At 40.8% G+C, this 20629-nt stretch carries 18 protein-coding genes; 6 read left to right on the forward strand and 12 right to left on the reverse strand.

Going from position 1 to position 20629, the window contains the following annotated elements; all coding sequences use genetic code 11:
* Position 1: 1 nt before the first annotated feature.
* Together BUC17_RS06255 and BUC17_RS06260 are read right to left on the reverse strand one after the other, a co-directional pair.
* Positions 2 to 1405: an FAD-binding oxidoreductase gene (locus BUC17_RS06255; RefSeq protein ID WP_073362656.1), complete on the reverse strand. Its 1404-nt coding sequence runs from the start codon at positions 1403 to 1405 to the stop codon at positions 2 to 4.
* Positions 1406 to 1471: 66 nt separating this feature from the next.
* Positions 1472 to 2377 (reverse strand): AEC family transporter, encoded by a 906-nt coding sequence (locus BUC17_RS06260; RefSeq protein ID WP_073362657.1) that lies wholly within the window; start codon positions 2375 to 2377, stop codon positions 1472 to 1474.
* A 119-nt stretch (positions 2378 to 2496) separates the two neighbouring features.
* On the opposite strand from BUC17_RS06260, the gene meaB reads away from it, so the two are divergent.
* A complete protein-coding gene (gene meaB / locus BUC17_RS06265; protein ID WP_073362718.1) occupies positions 2497 to 3591 on the forward strand; it encodes a methylmalonyl Co-A mutase-associated GTPase MeaB in 1095 nt (364 codons plus the stop codon).
* Here the strand turns inward: meaB and BUC17_RS06270 are convergent.
* From BUC17_RS06270 to BUC17_RS06290, 5 genes are all read right to left on the reverse strand, one after another.
* Positions 3588 to 4751, reverse strand: coding sequence for an FtsX-like permease family protein (locus BUC17_RS06270; RefSeq protein WP_073362659.1), 1164 nt, complete (start codon positions 4749 to 4751; stop codon positions 3588 to 3590). The two genes, meaB and BUC17_RS06270, sit on opposite strands and share 4 nt — an antisense overlap.
* A complete protein-coding gene (locus BUC17_RS06275) occupies positions 4751 to 5395 on the reverse strand; it encodes an ATP-binding cassette domain-containing protein (protein ID WP_073362660.1) in 645 nt (214 codons plus the stop codon). Before BUC17_RS06275 ends, BUC17_RS06270 begins: the two co-directional genes overlap by 1 nt.
* Positions 5388 to 6857: a DUF4836 family protein gene (locus BUC17_RS06280; protein WP_073362662.1), complete on the reverse strand. Its 1470-nt coding sequence runs from the start codon at positions 6855 to 6857 to the stop codon at positions 5388 to 5390. The genes BUC17_RS06275 and BUC17_RS06280 overlap by 8 nt, the downstream gene beginning before the upstream one ends.
* A gap of 30 nt (positions 6858 to 6887) precedes the next feature.
* The gene (locus BUC17_RS06285) at positions 6888 to 7112 is read right to left on the reverse strand and encodes a hypothetical protein (RefSeq protein WP_073362663.1); all 225 of its coding nucleotides are present in this window, start codon (positions 7110 to 7112) and stop codon (positions 6888 to 6890) included.
* Positions 7113 to 7217: 105 nt separating this feature from the next.
* Positions 7218 to 8597 (reverse strand): MATE family efflux transporter, encoded by a 1380-nt coding sequence (locus tag BUC17_RS06290; protein WP_073362665.1) that lies wholly within the window; start codon positions 8595 to 8597, stop codon positions 7218 to 7220.
* 226 nt (positions 8598 to 8823) lie between these two features.
* Here BUC17_RS06290 and BUC17_RS06295 point away from each other — a divergent pair, with 226 nt between their 5' ends.
* The 4 genes from BUC17_RS06295 (at position 8824) to BUC17_RS06310 (ending at position 13379) form a co-directional block, all read left to right on the forward strand.
* Positions 8824 to 9831 (forward strand): T9SS type A sorting domain-containing protein, encoded by a 1008-nt coding sequence (locus tag BUC17_RS06295; RefSeq protein WP_073362666.1) that lies wholly within the window; start codon positions 8824 to 8826, stop codon positions 9829 to 9831.
* Positions 9832 to 9962: 131 nt separating this feature from the next.
* Positions 9963 to 10496, forward strand: a complete 534-nt coding sequence (locus BUC17_RS06300) for an RNA polymerase sigma factor (RefSeq protein WP_073362719.1) — start codon at positions 9963 to 9965, stop codon at positions 10494 to 10496.
* A 3-nt stretch (positions 10497 to 10499) separates the two neighbouring features.
* A complete protein-coding gene (locus tag BUC17_RS06305) occupies positions 10500 to 11423 on the forward strand; it encodes a hypothetical protein (protein ID WP_073362668.1) in 924 nt (307 codons plus the stop codon).
* A gap of 33 nt (positions 11424 to 11456) precedes the next feature.
* Positions 11457 to 13379: a vWA domain-containing protein gene (locus BUC17_RS06310; RefSeq protein ID WP_073362669.1), complete on the forward strand. Its 1923-nt coding sequence runs from the start codon at positions 11457 to 11459 to the stop codon at positions 13377 to 13379.
* A gap of 57 nt (positions 13380 to 13436) precedes the next feature.
* Here BUC17_RS06310 and BUC17_RS06315 read toward each other — a convergent pair whose 3' ends face one another.
* Positions 13437 to 15068, reverse strand: coding sequence for an ABC-F family ATP-binding cassette domain-containing protein (locus BUC17_RS06315; RefSeq protein WP_073362721.1), 1632 nt, complete (start codon positions 15066 to 15068; stop codon positions 13437 to 13439).
* A 119-nt stretch (positions 15069 to 15187) separates the two neighbouring features.
* Between BUC17_RS06315 and BUC17_RS06320 the strand changes: the two genes are divergently transcribed.
* Positions 15188 to 16375 carry an MFS transporter gene (locus BUC17_RS06320; protein WP_073362671.1) on the forward strand — a complete coding sequence of 396 codons (1188 nt, stop codon included), beginning with the start codon at positions 15188 to 15190 and terminating at the stop codon, positions 16373 to 16375.
* 13 nt (positions 16376 to 16388) lie between these two features.
* Here the strand turns inward: BUC17_RS06320 and BUC17_RS06325 are convergent, their stop codons facing one another.
* The 4 genes from BUC17_RS06325 to BUC17_RS06340 all read right to left on the reverse strand — a co-directional run bounded on the left by BUC17_RS06325 (position 16389) and on the right by BUC17_RS06340 (position 20621).
* Entirely contained in the window at positions 16389 to 17345 is a 957-nt protein-coding gene (locus BUC17_RS06325; protein ID WP_073362673.1) for a Fic family protein, read from the reverse strand.
* Between the two features lie 108 nt (positions 17346 to 17453).
* The gene (locus BUC17_RS06330) at positions 17454 to 18086 is read right to left on the reverse strand and encodes a DEAD/DEAH box helicase (protein WP_073362674.1); all 633 of its coding nucleotides are present in this window, start codon (positions 18084 to 18086) and stop codon (positions 17454 to 17456) included.
* Between the two features lie 15 nt (positions 18087 to 18101).
* Positions 18102 to 19265 carry a sigma-54-dependent transcriptional regulator gene (locus BUC17_RS06335; protein ID WP_073362676.1) on the reverse strand — a complete coding sequence of 388 codons (1164 nt, stop codon included), beginning with the start codon at positions 19263 to 19265 and terminating at the stop codon, positions 18102 to 18104.
* 54 nt (positions 19266 to 19319) lie between these two features.
* A complete protein-coding gene (locus tag BUC17_RS06340) occupies positions 19320 to 20621 on the reverse strand; it encodes an ABC transporter permease (RefSeq protein ID WP_073362677.1) in 1302 nt (433 codons plus the stop codon).
* Between the last annotated feature and the right edge of the window lie 8 nt (positions 20622 to 20629).

The raw sequence follows: 20629 nt of genomic DNA on the forward strand, positions 1-20629 counted from the left end.
ATTATAAATGATCGGGGAAAATTTTTCCTGGATTTAAAATATTATTGGGGTCAAAAACATGTTTAATTCGCTCCATGAGTTCCAGATGCACTTTGGAAAACGCAATATCCATGTAATTCTTTTGAACCAAACCAATACCATGTTCCCCTGAGAGCGTTCCTCTTAAACGAACCGTAAGCTCAAATAGTTCCCGAATTCCTTTGGGCACTTCATGCGTCCAATGGGCATCGGTCAAATCGCCTTTAAGGATGTTGATATGAAGATTTCCATCGCCTGCATGTCCGTAGCACACGGATTTAAACCCGTATTTGTCTCCAATTTTTTTCACTCCTGTCAACAATTCGGGCAACATGTAGCGGGGCACCACCGTGTCTTCTTCTTTGTAAACCGAATTGGCTTTAACCGCTTCAGCTACCGAACGCCGCATTTTCCAGAGGGCTTTCTTTTGGTCTTCGGTATCGGCAAACAATATTTCATCGATGGCAAACTGTTCCACCACATGCATGATTTTTTCCGCCTCTTGCATTAACACTTCGGGATAATTTCCATCAACTTCAATCAACAAATGGGCTTGCACGGCATCGGGAACCGCAATGGAAATTCCCTCTACATAGCGCAATGCAAAATCAATCGCATCGCGTTCCATAAACTCCAACGCACTCGGTACAATCCCAGCTCGAAATAGCGCTGAAACAGCTTCACACGCTTCTTCTGCTTTGAAAAACGGCACCAACATAAGGATATTGTGCGCGTTGAGCGGAATTAACTTCAACACAATTTTTGTGATGACGCCTAAGGTACCCTCGCTTCCCACCATTAATTGTGTCAAATTGTAACCCGTCGAATTCTTTAAGGTATTGGCACCGGTCCAAATGATCTCACCATTCGGCAATACCACTTCTAAATTCAACACATAATCTTTGGTTACCCCGTATTTGACAGCACGTGCTCCCCCTGAATTTTCGGCTACATTTCCGCCAATAAAACAGCTTCCCATACTACTGGGATCCACGGGATAAAAAAGTCCTTTTTCGGCTACTGCTTCACGCAACACCTGAGTGATTACGGCAGGTTCAACCGTAACTTGTAAATTTTGTTCGTCAATTTCAATAATTGAATTTAGACGTTCCATTGACAAGCCGATGCCCTCGTAAACGCATAATGCACCACCGCTCAACCCTGTACGAGCTCCTATTGGAGTTACCGGCATTTTGAACTGGTTGGCCACTTTAAGGAGTTCCGCAATCTCTTGAGTCGAACCGGGTTTTACCACTACATTGGGTGGAAACACCAAATCTTCTGTTTCATCGTGCCCGTAGTGCTTCAATACTTCGGGGTCGATGGAAATATAAGAAGGCCCGACAATCGCTTCAAGACGGGCTAAAAGTTCTGGAGAAATAGCCATTTTTATGTTCAGTATAGTTCGCGTAAAAATAAAGTTTTGTTCCCAAAAAAGGAAGCTTTCAACCTATTAAATCAGTAATCTATACCACAAATACATCGACAGGAGCGAAATAGGAATTCCGAAGCTAATCATGCGGCTGCATAACCTAGGGTTCAATCCGTAATTCGCCGCTACAATAGCACCCGAAATCATAGGAGGCATTGCTGACTCGATAAGCGTCACTGCTGTGATTAATCCCTTTTCGGGGATAAAAAATGAGATAACGAATGTAACTAAAAAAGGGAGCAATAGCAACTTAAATCCTAGGCCCCATACAAGTGGCGCATACTCTTTTTCGGATTGGGAAAAAGACAATTGAAGTCCCACCGACACCAAGGCTACTACTGAAACCGTACTCCCAAGGGCACGCAAAACGTGTTGCATAGGTAAAGGAACATCGATGTTGTATTTCCACAAAAATAGAGCGCCTAAAAAGGCAAGAAAAGGAGGAAACAAGAGTATTTTTTTGGCTACAACTTGCCATGTGAAGCTTCCAGTTGAAAAAAAACTAGCCGTAAATATCCCAAGGGTTGAAAGTACTAAAAATGTTCCCGGCTGATCGACCAATAGCGCGACTCGCAGGCCAGGCTCACCCCAAAAAGCATTGACGATAGGGAATCCAACAAAGGAAGTGTTGCCTAATTCAGCGGTGAGAATGAGCGCACCAATAGTCGCGCGCGACCACCCGAAAAAACGACCCAAACTGGTAAAAAAAAGAAACGCCAACACAAACGCTATCCAAGGCATTAAGATAGGATAGGCATAGGCCCTTGAAAATTCCATTTTGGGAAGGGAATAAAGCGTGAGCGACGGCAATGCCACCGCAATCACATAGTGGTTAAGCCAGCGATACGTATTTTTGGGAAATGATGGAACGCGTTGCAGTCCCATGCCCAACCCCAAACAAACCCCTATGAGTATAAAATGTTCCACTTAAAAATAATGAATGACAAAGGAACATAAATTTTTAAAGATTTGTAAAACACCTCACAATCCCTTAATGAGATGTGGTAACCCATGTTGAAATTAATATCTTTACGAAAACTTTTGTTGTGGCAAAACAAACGGGTAAAAAATCAGCTTTACATGAAAAAGAAGGAATTCCTTCACCTCCTACTGTCAATGCGAAAGCGTTGCAACAAGTGGTATCTAAACGCCGTATTCAACCCACCGCGACCGATTTAATTCAGGGTATACGTCAAGGTGACATCACCGCCTTGAGTCGGGCGATTACACTAATTGAAAGTACCCAATCCCAACACCTCGAAAAAGCAAATGCCGTCATCAACGGTTGCCTTCCTTTTGCCAATCAATCGCTGCGCATTGGTATCACGGGTGTGCCTGGCGTTGGAAAAAGTACGTTTATTGAAGCGTTAGGGATGTATTTAACTGGATTGGGAAAAAAAGTGGCCGTTTTGGCCGTTGATCCAAGCAGTAGGGTATCGCATGGGAGTATTTTGGGCGATAAAACCCGTATGGAAGAGTTGGTAAAGGAACCTCATGCGTACATTCGTCCCAGTGCTGCAGGGGATAGTTTGGGAGGTGTAGCCCGAAAAACAAGAGAAACGATTATTTTATGTGAAGCAGCTGGATTTGACACCATCATCATTGAAACGGTGGGTGTCGGACAAAGCGAAACGGCGGTTCACAGCATGGTGGACTTCTTTTTACTCTTAAAAATTGCGGGAGCCGGCGATGAACTTCAAGGCATCAAACGCGGTATCATGGAAATGGCCGATGCAATTGTCATCAATAAAGCCGATGGAGATAACGTTGCCAAAGCGAAATTAGCCAAGACCGAATTTCAACGGGCCTTGCATCTTTTTCCTGCCAAAAAAAGTGGTTGGACACCCCTTGTGAGTACCTGTAGTGCTTTTGAAAAAAAAGGAATTGATACTATTTGGGAAACCATAACCTCTTACCAAACATTGGCGCAAGAAAATGGCTATTTTGAAACTAAACGCCGTGCTCAAAATGAATATTGGATGCTAGAAACCATCCAAGAACAATTGAAAACAACCTTTTTTACGCATCCTAAAGTAATGAACGCGCTTGCCCATTACAAAGAAGCGGTTTCTCAACACCAAATGTCGCCTTTTGCGGCAGCTCATGCATTATTGGAATTGGCGAAAATGCCCAACGATTAAGTAATCAAACGCCAAGACCGAATCAACCAGCGGTAGATAAGTCGAAATACCACGGCATACATCACAAACGGAATCACTAGTGCCATTACCCCCAACCAAGGATCGAGATACGGTGAAAGCATGCCTTGACTCAATGACAGTTTAGATAGCGAGTATTGAGCAACAGAGAGAATTCCGAGGGTTACTAGCAAAATTACGAAGAGCATTCGGCTAAATCGAAAACTAATTTGTTGCACCATTTTTTTGGGTGAATAGCCTAAAGCGTATTTGATAGAAACTTCCTCCCGACGTTCTAAAAAGGCCATTTTAATGTAGTTAATCACCAACACAACACTCAACAAAAGAATAAATACGCCAAGTAAAGCGATGGCTTGTAATACCAACATGATTTTTCCTTTAATCTTGGCTGAACGCAGCGATTCTTGATTGGATTCGTATCCTTTTTGTTCCATTTTGGCAATCAATCCACCATCTTTTGCGTCGTTAACTTTTACCAAAACACGGGTGTAAATATCGCGATGTTTTGGGGCAAACGATTGGGTAGCATTAAGGGAATCCAAAAAGGCTTTGGGGACTAAAACCGAGTGTATGCGATCACTGAGTCCGATCAACCGGCCTTTGTAAGTTACATTTTTATCTTTTAGGGTCAAATTGATATTGACTTCAATTTTTTTGGCAAAATCTTCGGTAATCTGAGGTAAGCCTTGGTTTAGCGCAAATCCGTAGTTGTACAAATTCAAATATTCCCTTGAGATCACAATGGGAATTACATTGTTTTCCACTTTAAACGCTGACAAATCTTGAATATCGATTGCCTCATTGTCCACGGCTTCTAGGTACATATCGGTGTAAAACGGAATGAAATTACCGCCATCGGCTGAGACTTTAAAATCATTGGATATTATTGGAAATACTTGCTTTACTTCACTCCATTTTCGCAATTCAGCCAAATCATTGGCATTGAAACCGATTAATTCTTTTCGTCCGATATTGTCGGGGGTAATCGTTTTGGATAAGGTAATCCAATAGTTCGACGACTCGTTTTTGGCGCCAAAAAGTGCATTGGCATTGCTATACAATTGGACACACCCCAACACCAGCAAAAAGGCCAGTAAAAGTCCTGGGATAACCCAAACCGATTTGGAAACAGATTGATTCATTAGAGCTGTAAAACGTGACATTGGTGTGGGAATGCAAAAGCATTCAATTCAAAGAAAAGGACTGCAGCTTGGTGGGAAAGCGCCACTTCAAGAATCAAATCATACGCTGCTTTCCGGTTGGCGGCATCCAAATGACTAAAACATTCGTCGTAGACCAAAAAATCGGCGGGATGTATCAAACTTCGCAAGATGGCACCCCGTTGCCGCTCACCATAAGAGCATTGTGCTGCCTTTTGATCGAGCACTTTGGCAATACCCAAACGTTGGGCATAGGTTTCCAACAGGTTTTGAGTTGCCGCATCCACTTTACCAAACGTTCGCATCAGTACATTTTCGCGAATGGTTTGCTCAGGAATGAGCCGCACATCTTGAAACAGCAACTGAATTCCTTTTTGACGAAAACGCACCAATTCCTCCAACGATAAATTTTGAAGGATTTGGCCGTCATAAGTGATTGTTCCATCATAATGGAAATGATTCCCGAAAAGCGCTGTGGCTAAGGTAGACTTTCCACTCCCAGAAGGGGCAACAATCAAGTAGTGGTTTCCTTTCTCAAAGATAATTTCTTGTCTCCAAAGAGAAGACTCGGCAACTTTGGGAGAGAAATAAACGGGGAAAACCGCATGTAATCCAAGTTTATTCATACCCCATGAAGTAATGAATCGCGTTTTCTTTATTCTTGTCTAAAGTGATTTTAATTTCCGAGGTAAAAGCGCCATCGGTTACTTTGGCTTTAGAAACAATATCTTTGATATTGGCGCGCATGTTGGTATAACGCAAACCTTCATTAATTTGCGAGCCATCCATCCACGAGATACTGTTCAAGTCTGACTCCTTGTTCAACTTGGTATTGTTGGCGATTTTATTCTTTTTAATACCCTCTAATTTGGCAGGTTCTGTTGCAAACACCATCATAGAATTGGTCATCATTACAGTGCCTTGGCTTTGAATCATGGGCATCATCTTCGTGTTGATAAAGTCCATCATCTTTTTCCCTTTTGCTTTATCGATACCCAACGCAAGTAACATATTTTGTTTGGGATAAACCCCATATTGCATGTTGTCTTCGCTGTAATTTTGGAAATACTTAAAGTTGGCATAAGCAAAATCCCCTGTAAACGCATTCATCACATCATCGAGGGTTAACTCTTGAGAGGCCAACATGTTATTGGCTGCCGACTCCAAACCGGCTTCTTTGACCATGTAGCGCACCAAATCCATGCTGAAAAATCCAATTCCATAGCCTGAAGTGTCGTCCAATTCAATGTTTTTCACCATATCATAATTGACTCCTTTTCCTTGGTAATATTTTTCAACCACCTTTCGCATTTCGTCATTAAAATGTGTTTGTGATGCCATAACAATCTCCCCTTTTTCAAAACGAACTGACACGGCTAAGGCGGCATTTAAAAGCAATTTATTCACTGCCAACGACTCAATATATCCTTTGGAAGCCGTGTTGATCACCCCATGCAAATTCACCCAAAGACTCATATCGGTGTCTTCGGTAAGTGCCATTTTGATTTGCTCCTGAACGGATTCGTTTTCGGTAGCCTTACGCGCCCGGAAATCAGCATAATACTTCTCATCCGTCTCTTGGTAATTTTGACCGTAGCTGTTGTTATAGTTGGTGAACTTTGATAAAATAAGCACATCCTCATCCAATGTTCCAATCAGCTCACTCCCGGCATAAACCGTTTTTTTAGCAGCATCTACTTTAACTTCTTTACGGGTGAGTTTTGAAAATTTTTGTTCAAAAATTTTGACATCATCCAAACTCATGAGGATCGAAACGGCCATATCATTATTCACATTATCCACCATCACATACATGGGTTCGTCCATATTGATTCCCGCACTTTCGCCATTCATGAGCAATTGAAAAGCTTCTTTCTCATTGTCGGACATATTTTGCATTTTGGGGTCTTTGGCAATTTCTTCTTTGGGAAGTTTCCCATCGAGTTCGTTTAAATTGATTCTTGAAACGGCCAACGTTTTGTCGGTTACATATTTCAAAACTACTTCATTGGAGTTACCGCCACATGAAATCATCACGGTGCTTACTAAGCAAAGCAATAGCAAGGCTTTCAAATTGTTCTTGATCATAATAAGATAGGATTATAGATAAAAAAAGGTTTATTCAAAATCTTCCATTTCCGCATCGTAGAATTCGCCTGCTTGTTGGATTAAAGCTTCCATTTCGGCCTCCAATTCAGCTTGGTCTTCATCATCGACATCATCAAAGATTTCGACCTCATCATTGGTCAAGTTAATAATGAATCGAGGATAATCTAAATGAATAACGAAAAGGTCGTCGGGAAACTGAGAATTATCAGCCAGTACAAATTTTGGAAGATTCATGAAAATGGTAAATTGAAGTGATAAAACAAAAGGCTTCGTTGCGACTATATCTGGTTTAAATCTGAATCTATCCTTTGAAGTAGAAGCGCAATGTGGCGATGTGTTTTACATTACTGTGTTTTGGATTAATTTCTTGGTTAAATAATGAAAGCGAATATACAAAAAAATTGCTGCAAACGTCAATCCAGCTAATAATCCTATCCAAACCCCAACTGCACCCAAGGCGGTATACTTTCCGAGGTAAAAGGATAAGGGAAATCCAACAATCCAATAGGCAATAAAGGTAATATACATAGGTATTTTCACATCTTGGAGTCCCCGTAGCGCACCCAAAACTACTACTTGTATGCCATCGGAAATTTGAAAAAAAGCGGCGACAATCAATAAATTGGAGGCAATGGTTAGTACTTCGAGGGTATTGGACCATTCCGAACTATTGTCAAGATCGAGAAACAGTTGTGGCAAATCGGTATGAAAGAGCAGGAAAAACAGCGCAAATACGATTTCTACCAAAACGGCGAGCAAGAAAACAGAGCGGGCAACACGCACTAAACCCCGATAATCTTGCATTCCTTTGAAGTTGCCCACACGAATCATCGAAACGACACTGAGTCCCATGGCAAACATGAACGTGAGCGACGCCAAACTTAATGCAATTTGATTGGCCGCTTGACTTGTTTTCCCGAGGGTTCCACAAAGCCAAATGGCTGCGGTGAATAGAACCACTTCAAACAACATTTGCAAAGCCGAAGGGATACCCAAATCGACAATTTGTTTGGCAACCCGATACTGTAAATTTTTAAAATGAAATTTTGAAAAATAAGCTCGAAGTTGGGGTTGGCGAAATAGTAAAACATGCATAAAGACCAACATCGCAATACGGGACAAAACCGTACCTAAAGCAGCGCCTTGAATGCCCATTTTTGGAAAAATCCACCAGCCGTAAATAAAGATATAATTAAGGATGATGTGTACTACATTGGCCAATAAAATAGCATACATTGAATACTTGGTCAGCGATAATCCATCGGCAAACTGCTTGTAAGCCTGATACATTATTAAAGGGACCAGTGAGAAAGCTACCTGTATTAAAAAAGGTTCGGCGAGAACCAATACTTCTGCTGGCTGTTCCAATAAGGTAAGTAAAGGAACTGACAATACGACGAGACCAAATAGTAGCCAACCCAAAAGAGTACATAAAATCCACCCGTGCTGAAAATAGGTACGAATTTGTTGGGTATCGCCTGAAGCATCGGCTTGGGCGATTAGTGGAGTCAAGGCTGTTGAAAATCCAATCCCCAAGGACATCGCCACAAATATCAGACTATTCCCTAGCGAAACCGCAGCCAATTCGGTACTTCCCAACCGGCCTACCATAATATTATCAACGATTCCTATTAAAGTATGTCCTACCATTCCCAAAATTACAGGATAGGCCAATTGTATATTATAGGTAAATTCTTTACGGTAGGATTGCCAAGACATCGTTTTCAAAATAAAGAACAAAGGTAGACCCCTTTTTTGGGGTATGCAAACGAATTTATGAAACGAAAAATTAATTATGTAATATTATTCTTACAATTATTAATTTCTATCGTCTAAAACTCGATAAAATACACTTTTGTAAGGTTATTCGTCGATTTTTATCTCTTTTTGTAAGTATTGTATTACTTAAATTGTAATTTAGTGTAGCCAAATCAAAATAAAACCGATGAAAACAATTACCTTATTTCTGCTACAAGTAGTAGTGCTTACAGCCACTGCTCAAAATGTATTTCGTGAAGATTTTAACACCTTCGTGGTAAATCAAAATCTTTCAGGTCAAGGTCAATGGACGAACGCTGAAAACTCTTATGGATTAGGATCCTGCAGCGCATCCAATTGCTCAAATGCTAAAGTGATTCAACAGACGGTTGGATTTTTAAATTGGGGAACCGCTAACCGTTCTGTTGAATTAATTGCCAACGGTGACGGGTGTGGGGTTCCTTTTCCTCCACAAAATTCGGGTGAAATCTACATTGGATTTGTCTTGCGACTTACAAGTTGTGCGTATTCGAGTCAGGAATTCTTACGCATCAGCGGTGCGAGTAGTGCCACAGCGGCCCTAAAAGTGTATGTGGTTCGCTTGAATTCCACTCAATATAGCGTTGGTATTTCTAAAAATAGCGGCAATATTGTTTGGTCTTCCCTTCCTTACACGCTTAACAGCAATCAATTGGTAGTGATTCGATACAGCTTATTTAGCGGGGGTTCGGACGATATCTTACGTTTGTACACGAATCCCGTCGTCATGGCCGATGAACCCGCTTTACCCAATGCGTTAACCAACAATGGAGAAGATGTAAGCAATACCTTAGATCGCATGGTCATCAACTTACGCAATGCCAATGCGCCCATAGGCCGTATGGGATTAGTAAGTATCGCGCAAACATGGGAAAGCTTGCGATACAGTGCGTTGAGTCAAACGGAATTCAATGCCACGCAATTCATCGCGCAACATGAGGCTGGTGAAATTACCATTCAAAACTCCCAAGCGTCCACTCCTGCAACGATGACATTATATTCCACTCTAGGACAATCCATTACAACTACCAAAATAAATTTAGATTCGGGAACTACTCGTATTCAGGTTCCCTCCAATTTAAGTCCGGGCATGTATATCCTACATTTCCAAGATGAATACAAAAACGAATTCATAAAAAAATTGATGGTTAATTAAGAAAGCCTCCTTCGGGAGGTTTTTTTTTGGCAATCACTCTCCTTAAAATCAATACTTTTGAAAAAAAATCGATTGGGTTTCCAACCTTTTGAGGAGAAGGTATCTCTTTACTATAAAACACCTACCCCGTGATTGATGAAAAACTAATAGAGGGCTGCCGAAAAAAACAACGAGAGGCACAACGACAGGTCTACGAAAAATTAGGGCCGTATTTGTTCCGTTTGTGTAAAAGGTATTTAAAAAAGGAAGAAGAAATTGAGGAAGTATTAGCCGATTCATTTTTTATTCTTTTTACAAAAATTGATCAACTCAACGAAAACAAAGCGTTTTGGAGTTGGGCGAAACGCATCACGATTAACGAATGTTTACGGCATTTGAAAAAGAAAGTCAATTTCAACTTGTACCTTGAAGACCGCCCGCAAATTCCCGGTGTTGAAGCCGAGCAAGAGCAACCGCTTTTGGAAGCTGACTTACTGAAATTGTTGGACACGTTACCGCATGGAAGTCGAACTATTTTTTCGCTCTTTGTCATTGAAGGCTATAGTCATAAAGAGATTGCAACCCTACTCTCTATCACGGAAGGAACCTCAAAATCACAGCTCAATTTTGCCAAATCCAAACTCAAGGAATTGGTCAACCTACATTATTACCAACAGGCGAAATAAATTATGGAACATAACGATAAATTTTGGAACCAATTTCAGCAACTCGATGCAACGACGCCCGAAGATACTTTTCCCGGTATGGAAAAAATATGGGACCGTGTTGAAACCAAGCTGGATCATAAAGTAGCAGTTCAAGAGCAATGGAAATGGAAGAAAATTGCTGTAGCTGCATCGGTGACGTTGCTCATTTCAATCAGCTATTTGATTTGGAACAGCGCTGAAAGTCCTACGCCAACTTCTCCCCATTTGCCCAAAAAGGAAACCCTTTCAAATGAGGTAACCGTTCAACCCCTAAACAATCCCCCAGCGGTCGATCAGCCTGTGGAAACCCCCAATCATCCTGCACTGCAACCCAACCTTGAGTCTTTGGTTGAAAAATCAGTTCAAGTCACACCCACAGTAGCCGAGGTTGAGAAAAAAAAGGAAATTCAAGAAGAAGTTCAAAAAGAAGCAGCTATTGTTTCGCCAAAAAGTAGTGTTTCTAAAGAAGTAATCGTACAAACCGGACCTTACAATACTGCCTCGTCTAATTTGAGAACTACATTAGTTCCGCAACGAAAATTTGACGCTGTTGGCGTACAAGAAAGTCCGAAAATGGTCCTACGAGGGAAAAGTAAAAATGCAGCGCTAAAAGAGGAACCGTTGGTTGTTGTAGATGGCGAGGTCACCGAAAATTACAACCTTGAGGATGCCGACTCTGTGGTGTATTTAAATAATCCGCTCTATATTATTGATGGAACAGAATACACTGAAAAGGAAGTGTTTGGTCCCAACCCGACGTGTCCTTATGCCCCACTTAAAGAACAACCTATTGAATCGGTTACGGTACTGCAGGCCGAAAAAGCGATTGAAATCTATGGTAAAAAAGCTGAAAATGGTGTGGTAATTATCACTACGAAAACAGGAAAACCTAAGCCGAAAAAGTAAATCAAACTATTGTTTAACGTAAAAAGTAACGCCATGAAATATGTAAAACATCTTTCGTTAGCCCTTGCTATGCTTATTCATTTCGTAAGCTTTGGGCAATTAAAAACCATCACAGGGCAAGTTGTCGATGATCAGGGAACATTACTCCCAGGAGCCTACATTGCAGTGAAAGGAACAAACAAACATACAACCTCCGACTTGGATGGGAAGTTTAGTATGTCGGTGAATATTGGCTCCACATTAATTGTGAGTTATATTGGGTACCAAACCAAAGAAGTGGTCGTAGGTAAAGCCAATCATTACCCCATTCAATTAAATGCTGAAGCACAGGTTTTGAACGAAGTAGTCATCACGCAAGGATACCGACTTGTTACAAAGAAAACAAGTGTTGCTGCCACTAGCGTTGCTGTCACGGGTAAAATAGTAGAAAACCGACCCAATGCCAATGTAATGAATACATTACAAGGGCAAATTGCGGGGGCTTCTGTTATTGATAAGGAAGAAAAAAACAAAAGCGATTGGAAGTCAAAAAAAATCAATCCCCAACCGGATGAGGAATATGGTGCATTGATTGAAAACGTCTTCGAAAGTCCACGCGTCAATCCATTATCGACCTTTTCCATTGATGTGGATAATGCTTCTTATACCAATATTCGACGTATGATTAATAGTGGCCAAAAAGTTCCCAAAGATGCCGTTCGTATTGAGGAAATGATCAATTTTTTCAAATACAATTATGCACAACCTACAGGAGAACACCCTTTTGCCATTCATACCGAATACAGTGCCTGTCCCTGGAATACAAACTCCAAACTGTTGCGTATTGCACTTCAAGGAAAAACATTGGAAAGCGACCTCTTGCCTCCTTCCAACTTGGTATTTCTTATCGATGTTTCGGGTTCCATGGGAGCTGCCAATAAATTACCTCTCGTTATTCAATCGTTAAAGGCTTTAACTTCACAATTGCGTGAAAATGACCGTATCGCCATCGTGGTGTATGCTGGAGCGGCTGGGTTGGTGTTGCCTTCTACGGCGGGAAATCAAAAAGACAAAATCATTCCTGCACTCGATAATCTCTCGGCGGGAGGAAGTACCGCGGGAGGTGCTGGAATTGAACTCGCCTACAAAGTGGCACAGGAAAACTTTATCCAAGGAGGCAATAATCGGGTAGTTTTGGCCACCGATGGCGACTTTAATGTTGGATACAATTCATCGAGTGATTTGGGCCAATTGATTGAAGAAAAAAGAAAAACGGGGGTCTTTCTAACCTGTTTAGGCTACGGCATGGGGAACTATAAAGACACTACTTTGGAAACATTGGCCAACAAAGGCAATGGAAATTACGCCTACATTGATACCTTGCAAGAAGCCAACCGCTTTTTGGTTAAAGAATTTAAAGGAACAATGTTTGCGATAGCGAAAGATGTCAAGATTCAAATTGAATTTAATCCCACCCTAGTCAAAGCCTACCGATTGATTGGATATGAAAATCGGAAATTACGCCCCGAAGATTTTAAAAATGATACCATTGATGCAGGCGAATTGGGAAGTGGTCATACGGTGACGGCTTTTTATGAAATCATTCCCACGGGTGTTGAGTCCAATTTATTTGTGGCCACTGATGATTTGAAATATACCCCAAAAGTCGCCCCTGATGCGCCATTAAACAGCGAATTGGCTACGGTTAAGTTTCGCTATAAAAAACCTGACGGTGATCGAAGTACCGAAATGACCCGTGTGATACAAAACATTGAGGTTGGTGCCCACAATGCATCTCCCGATTTTCGTTTTGCGGCAGCTGTGGCTTGGTTTGGCTTGTACTTGAGAGATTCAAAATTGATTCAAAATAAATCAATTACAGATATCGAAAACTTAGCGAATACCGCAATTGGACAAGATAAAGAGGGCTATCGCTACGAACTGATTCGATTGGTTAACACATTTCATCATAATTAGTTAGGGTTAATTTTTGGTTAGCAAAAAGGCTGGGAGTTATGTGCTTCCGGCCTTTGCTTATTTTTCAATTTCTTTTAAGTTTTCCATTTTTTTGTATTCCAAGAATCCTTTAATATCCTCAAAATGTTCACGAACACGTTTGTTTCCAAATTCAAAAACCTTCGTAACCAAACCATCGAGAAAATCACGGTCGTGGGAAACTAATATCAACGTGCCATCAAAGTCTTTCAGCGCGTCTTTAATGATATCCTTTGTTTTCATATCCAAATGGTTTGTAGGCTCATCCAGAATCAAGACATTCACGGGCTCCAACAACAGCTTAATCATCGCCAAACGTGTACGTTCGCCGCCCGATAAAACTTTTACCTTTTTGTGTACATCATCGCCACCAAACATAAAAGCACCCAGAAGATCTTTGATTTTGGTGCGAATCTCACCCACTGCAATGCGATCAATCGTTTCAAACACTGTCAATTCACCATCCAATAAGGCCGCTTGATTTTGGGCAAAATACCCCACTTGTACATTGTGACCGATTTCTAATTTTCCATCAAAATCGATCTCATTCATGATAGCTTTGATCATGGTTGATTTCCCTTCCCCATTTTTCCCTACAAAAGCCACTTTTTGGCCCCGTTCGATCACCATATTGGCCTCCTTAAACACCACATGATCCTCGTATTTTTTGGACAAATGTTCAACAACAACGGGATATTGTCCGCTTCGAGGTGAAGGTGGAAACTTTAAACGAAGTGCCGATGTATCGACCTCATCTACCTCAACTAACTCGAGTTTTTCCAACATTTTCACCCGCGATTGTACTTGCAACGTTTTGGAATAAGTTCCTTTGAATCGTTCGATAAATTCGGTGGTTTCAGCAATCATTTTTTGCTGCTCTTCATACGCCTTTTGTTGGTGTGCTCTACGTTCTTTACGCAATTCTAAATAATGAGAATATTTGGCACGGTAATCATAAATGCGTCCCATAGTGACCTCAATGGTACGGTTGGTGATGTTGTCCACAAAAGCACGGTCGTGAGAAATCACCATGACAGCCTTGGCTTGATTCAATAAAAAATCTTCTAGCCATTGAATACTATCCATATCCAAGTGATTGGTGGGCTCATCGAGCAAAATCAAATCGGGTTTTTTCAACAATATTTTGGCCAATTCAATGCGCATGCGCCATCCCCCCGAAAATTCAGAAGTGGGCCGATGAAAATCCTCCCGCTCAAATCCAAGCCCTTTTAAGACTTTCTCCACTTCCGCTTCGTAATTGATCTCTTCGATTGAATAAAATTTTTCGCTTAATTCAGAAACGCGTTCAATCAACTTCATATAATCGTCGCTTTCATAATCGGTTCGCACCGTAAGCTGTTCATTGAGCGCATCGATTTCTTCTTTCATCGAAAAAATTTCCGCAAAAGCTTTGGAGGTCTCTTCAAAAACCGTCACATCATCTTGCGTCAATAAATGCTGGGGTAAATAAGCAATTACCGCTTCTTTGGGTGCCGAAACAGCACCTCGTGTGGGTTTGTTTTGACCGGCTACTATTTTTAACAAGGTCGATTTTCCCGCACCATTTTTACCCATCAAGGCTATTTTATCGGTTTCATTTATAGCAAAAGTAACCTCACTAAAAAGTGTAGTTCCTCCAAATTCAACAGCGATATCGTTTACGGTAATCATGTGAGCTAACGATTTTAAAATGAAGCGGCAAATATAGTTCAAAATCATAAGCCATCAAGGATTTTAAAGGAATCCTGAAAAGAAAATAAATACCTTTGCAGCATCCTATTTAGTCCGTCATGTCTTCTTCAATCGCTTCCATATCTCTAGGCAAACTGAGAAAACGATACCGCAATCGTGTTCGCTTAGCCACGGCTCTCTTCTTTTTTGGCATGGGATTTAGTTTTGCCACATGGGCAAGTCGGATTCCGAGTATTAAAAGTCAGTTGCAGTTGACTGAAGCCGATCTAGGAAGCCTTCTTTTAGCCTTGCCGGTTGGACAATTATTGGCGATGACATTTTCGGGAAAAGTGGTCACGCGGTATGGAAGTCGTTGGATTTGTGCGTTGGGTTTATTATTGTATGCGGGTTGTTTGCCCTTGATTAGTGTATCGCATTCCAAGTGGGAGCTGGCCGTAGCGCTAACTCTTTTTGGCTTTTTTGGGAACTTGTGCAACATTGCGGTGAATACACAAGGCGTTTATACGCAATTTTTTTTTGAAAAACCAATCTTAGGCTCCTTTCACGGTTCATGGAGTTTGGCCGGATTTGCGGGGGCACTGACCGGTTTGGTTATGCTTTCTTTTCACATGAGTGTTTTCTATCACTTTTTGATAGCCTTGGGCTTTGTATCGATTATTGTGGTGACAAACACCAAATATTTGGTAAAAACGCAAAGTCCAAAACGAGAAGAAGAAAGTTCGTATAATTTTCTTAAAAACCCTGACAAAACTTTGCTTTGGCTAGGAATTATATGTTTTTTTGGTATGGCCAGCGAAGGTATTATGTTTGATTGGAGCGGTGTCTATTTCAAAGAAATTGTAGAAGCTCCTGGGGCATTTGTCGTTTTAGGCTACACTTCATTCATGATAAGTATGGCCTCAGGACGTTTTTTAAGCGATTTTTTTGTAGCCCGACTAGGCAACAGAAAAGTATTGATTTATAGCGGTTTAATCATTTTCATTGGGTTGTATACTGCGGTGCTTTTCCCCTATTTAATCCCTTCAACACTGGCTTTCATGCTGGTGGGGATTGGCGTTTCAAATGTAATTCCTATTATTTTTAATGCTGCAGGTAATCACCCCACTATTCCCACGGGAATGGCGCTCACTATTGTCACCAGCATTAGTTTTTTGGGCTTTATGATTGGGCCACCCATTATCGGTTACATCGCTGAATTAACCAACTTGCGCTATTCATTTGCGGTAATTGGGGTCTTTGGATTGATTATTGCAGGGTTAGTAAATCAATTGAATATTTTTAAATAAAAAAAAGACAACCCTAAAGTTGTCTTTTGCGTTGTCTATTATCTATGTAATCTTGAATGGCTTGGCGAGTGGTAAACCAATTTCGCCCTTCTTTGTAGGCGTCAATCTTCCCTTGACGAGCCAATAAACTAATGTAATCCTGACCGTATGGAGTGCCTGGTTCACTCACGATTGTGGCAATCGATTCGTAAGGTTCCTGACCTGGAAAAGCATTTAAATAGATGTTTAAAGTGCGTTCTACAGCTTGACACATCAATAAAATGAGCTTTTGATAATTACCATTATTTGCTTGATTGAGCGCTTCATAGTACTTTTTGCGGTCATTTTTTAAGATGATGGCTGGTGGAAAACCCGCTTGCATCAACAACAAATTCATGACCAAACGAACCGTTCTGCCATTGCCATCAAAAAATGGATGTATCCAAACAAATTTGTGATGGAAAATCGTTGCCAATTCTATGGTGTTTAAGCCCAATGGGTTATTGTGCACAAAGGCAATTAATTCATCGATGAGTGTTGGGACTTTAAGCGCATTGGGAGGGATAAAATTTGCGCCTGAAATACGTACTCCACCATTGCGAAGTCGACCCGCGAACTCTTCTTCGATTGAACGCAACACATTAGCATGTAAGGTTAAAATATCGCGGCTTTTAAGCTGATAGGAATCATGCACAATAGAATATAAATACGCAATGGCAACTTCATGGTTTTTGACTTCAAAATGCTCTCGCAACGACTTCCCTTTGATGGTAATCCCCTCTTGAAGCACAAGCTGGGTTTCGCGAAGACTCAAAGTGTTTCCTTCGATACTATTGGAATTGTAGGTCCATTCGATAGTTAAGGATTCTTTGATTTTTTGGAGGGCACTTTGAGGCAATGGCCGCCCTTGATCTAACATTTGTTTTTTGTCAAACAAGCGTTGGAACGTTTCTTCAAATTCTACATAGTAACTTCTATCAATCTCCCACATACCACAAAGGTATCGTTTTGACTTTGATTTTTCATTATCCGATATTAATTTTAACAAAATTAAAAAATCCCTAAGGTATCGGGATGGGTTAAATAACGTATTCTTTTCTTATACTTCGTCTTCGTCCTGGTCGTCCATTTCAAAAAACAAGGGGTCAACCATGATATTTTCAGCGACAATTTCGAGACGCTCCGTAATTTGAGAACAAAAGAAAATTCGCTGTACTTTTTCAATACTTTCCGACAAACGAAGAATCTTGGGTTCATAGCGATTTTTTAGAATCACTTCAGCATCATCCAAAATAAACATTTTCAATTGGTTAACATCAAATCCAGCCGATCCAAACATAATCGTCAATTGATTGGGTGTGCCAATTAATACATCTATTCCCAAAGAAATTTGATTTTTATCTTCGTCCAAATCCGAACGATCATGAACATGATAAATGCGCAAAGCATTGTACTTGTTTAATTGATTAAACACGTCAACCATCTCCATGACTTTGGCTTTGTCATTACATACAATCAAAGCCCTTGGTGATAATTCAAAAGGTTTGTCCAAGCGCTGAATTACATGGAGGGCTATGGTGGTTGACTTCCCCGAACCTGGGTCACTTTGAATAACCACATCGGCTCCACTTTTTATCGCTGCATAGGTTCCCGCTTGCAGGTCATTAGCCGATGTTAAACCCGACGCAATCAAGGCTTGTTGAAGTAATGGGTTTATTTTTTTTAACTGCATAAATTGTAATTAAATTTATTTGCTCGCAAATAATTTCACATCATTTTCTGAAATCTCTTGGCCTCCCAAAATAATCAAACGCTCGACCACATTGCGTAATTCGCGAATATTTCCAGTCCAATCGTATTCTTGAAGCAATTGAACCGCAGCTTGGGAAAACTGTTTGGGGGCATTTCCTTGTTCTTCAGCTATTTTGGCGGTAAAATGCTCTATCAACAACGGGATGTCATCACGACGATCATTTAACGCAGGAACTTTGATTAAAATTACAGCCAATCGATGGTATAAATCCTCCCGAAATCTTCCTTCTTCAATTTCCTTTTTTAAATCCTTGTTTGTTGCTGCAATGACGCGAACATTGACTTTAATATCTTTATCAGCGCCAACCCGCTGAATTAAATTCTCCTGCAAAGCCCGTAAAACCTTTGCCTGGGCAGCCAAACTCATATCGCCAATCTCATCCAAAAAAATGGTACCCCCATCGGCTGCTTCAAACTTACCGGCACGATCTTTAACCGCCGAAGTAAAAGCCCCTTTCACATGGCCAAACAATTCACTTTCAATCAGCTCCGAGGGAATCGCCGCACAGTTTACTTCAACTATAGGGGCCTCAGAGCGATCACTTTTTTGATGCAATTGGTGGGCGACTAATTCCTTACCCGTTCCATTTGGCCCCGTGATTAATACGCGGGCATCGGTTTTGGCAACCTTTTCGATCATTTCCTTGATATGCTGAATCGGTGCGCTCGTTCCAATGATTTCATAGTTTTTGGAAACCTTCTTTTTTAAAATTTTATTCTCAACAACCAATTGCTTGCGATCCAACGCATTGCGAACGGTATTGAGTAATCGATTTAAATCAGGGGGTTTGGAGATATAATCGAAAGCTCCTAATCGCATGGTATTGATGGCTGTTTCCATATCACCATGCCCTGAAATCATCACAATAGGAATTTCAGGCTTTATTTTTTTTACCGCCTCCAGGAGTTCTTCCCCATCCATTTTGGGCATTTTTATATCGCACAAAACCAAATCAAAATCAGTGACTTTAATTTTTTCCAGGCCTTGCACCCCATCTTCAGCTTCTTCCACTTGATAGGTATCGCTTTCTTCTATCAAAATTCGCGTTAGCACTCGACGGATGGAAGCTTCATCTTCTATGACCAATATTTTAGGCATAAGTTGTATTTTTTTTATTTTCAGATTATAACAAAGGACATGCCACTTTCGGCATTAATAGGAAATCCAACGCAATAATTCCTTCCAGGTGGGACGTTTCCCATACATCAAAATTCCTACACGATAAATTTTGGAAGCAAACCACACGACAAAAACAAAGGTACCAAACAATAACACCAAAGAAATCGTCAACTGCCACCAAGGCACTCCAAAAGGAATACGCATCATCATTACGATGGGGGAAGTTAGAGGTACCATAGAAAATGTAGTAGCAATCGTGCCGTGTGGATCATTCATGACCGTGAAAAATCCAATATAAACTCCCAAAATCAACGGCATGATAATGGGTAATAAAAACTGTTGCGAATCGGTTTCGTTATCGACAGCGGCTCCAATAGCGGCATAAAACGAACTGTATAGAAAATACCCTCCGATAAAATAAAAGATAAATGAAACAAGTATCGTCCCCACCGGCAATTTCCATAACTCATTCAAGTACAAGGCAACTTTGCTTAAATCTTGTCCCGATGTCGCCACTATTTTTTGCGCTTGCCCAGAAGAAGCTCCCAGAGGGACATCAAACACAACAGATAAGACAAACATGGCGGTCAATCCCAACAAAGCCCAAATCAAAAACTGAAGAATCCCTGCAATGGATGTGCCTATGATTTTTCCCATCATCAACTGAAAAGGTTTCACTGATGAAATAATTACTTCAATAATCCGCGATGTTTTTTCTTCAATAACACTGCGCATCACCATATTTCCGTAGATGACGATAAACATCATGATGAGATAACCAAAGGCGCCACCAATACCAATTTTTATTTCATTGATTCCTTTCAAGGCTTGTTCCCCCGAAGCTTTTACCAAATTAATGGCCACTTTGGCTTGGGCTTGTTGAATTTTCAAGGTATCTAAACCAACGGCTTTAAAATTTTCCTGGGTCATTTTATTGGTTATCACCGACTCTAAATCGGCTATAAATAGCACACTAGGACTATCGTTGGAGATGTATTCTATCTTTTTTGCCAAATCCTTATTATCAGCGGCTTTGGGAATTAAAAGCAGGCCTTCATAATGTTCGGCTTGTATGCTATCTTTTAAAACAGGTACTGGTGTTTGTGAAAAATCAACATATTTGTACTCTTCATCACTTTTAAACTGGGTAAAAAAACGACCGGTTTCATCGTGAATCGCAATGGTTTTTTGTTCGGCTTTCAACGTACTCAAATAGCCAACAAAAACGGCAATTCCAACAAAAAGGAGGGGACTCAAAAAAGTCATCACAATGAAAGACTTATTGCGCACTTTGGCGGTAAATTCCCGCTTAATTATCAATATAAGTTTGCTCATAATAGCCG

The organism is Flavobacterium fontis, from assembly GCF_900129405.1.
GTDB classification, from domain to species: Bacteria; Bacteroidota; Bacteroidia; order Flavobacteriales; family Flavobacteriaceae; genus Flavobacterium; species Flavobacterium fontis.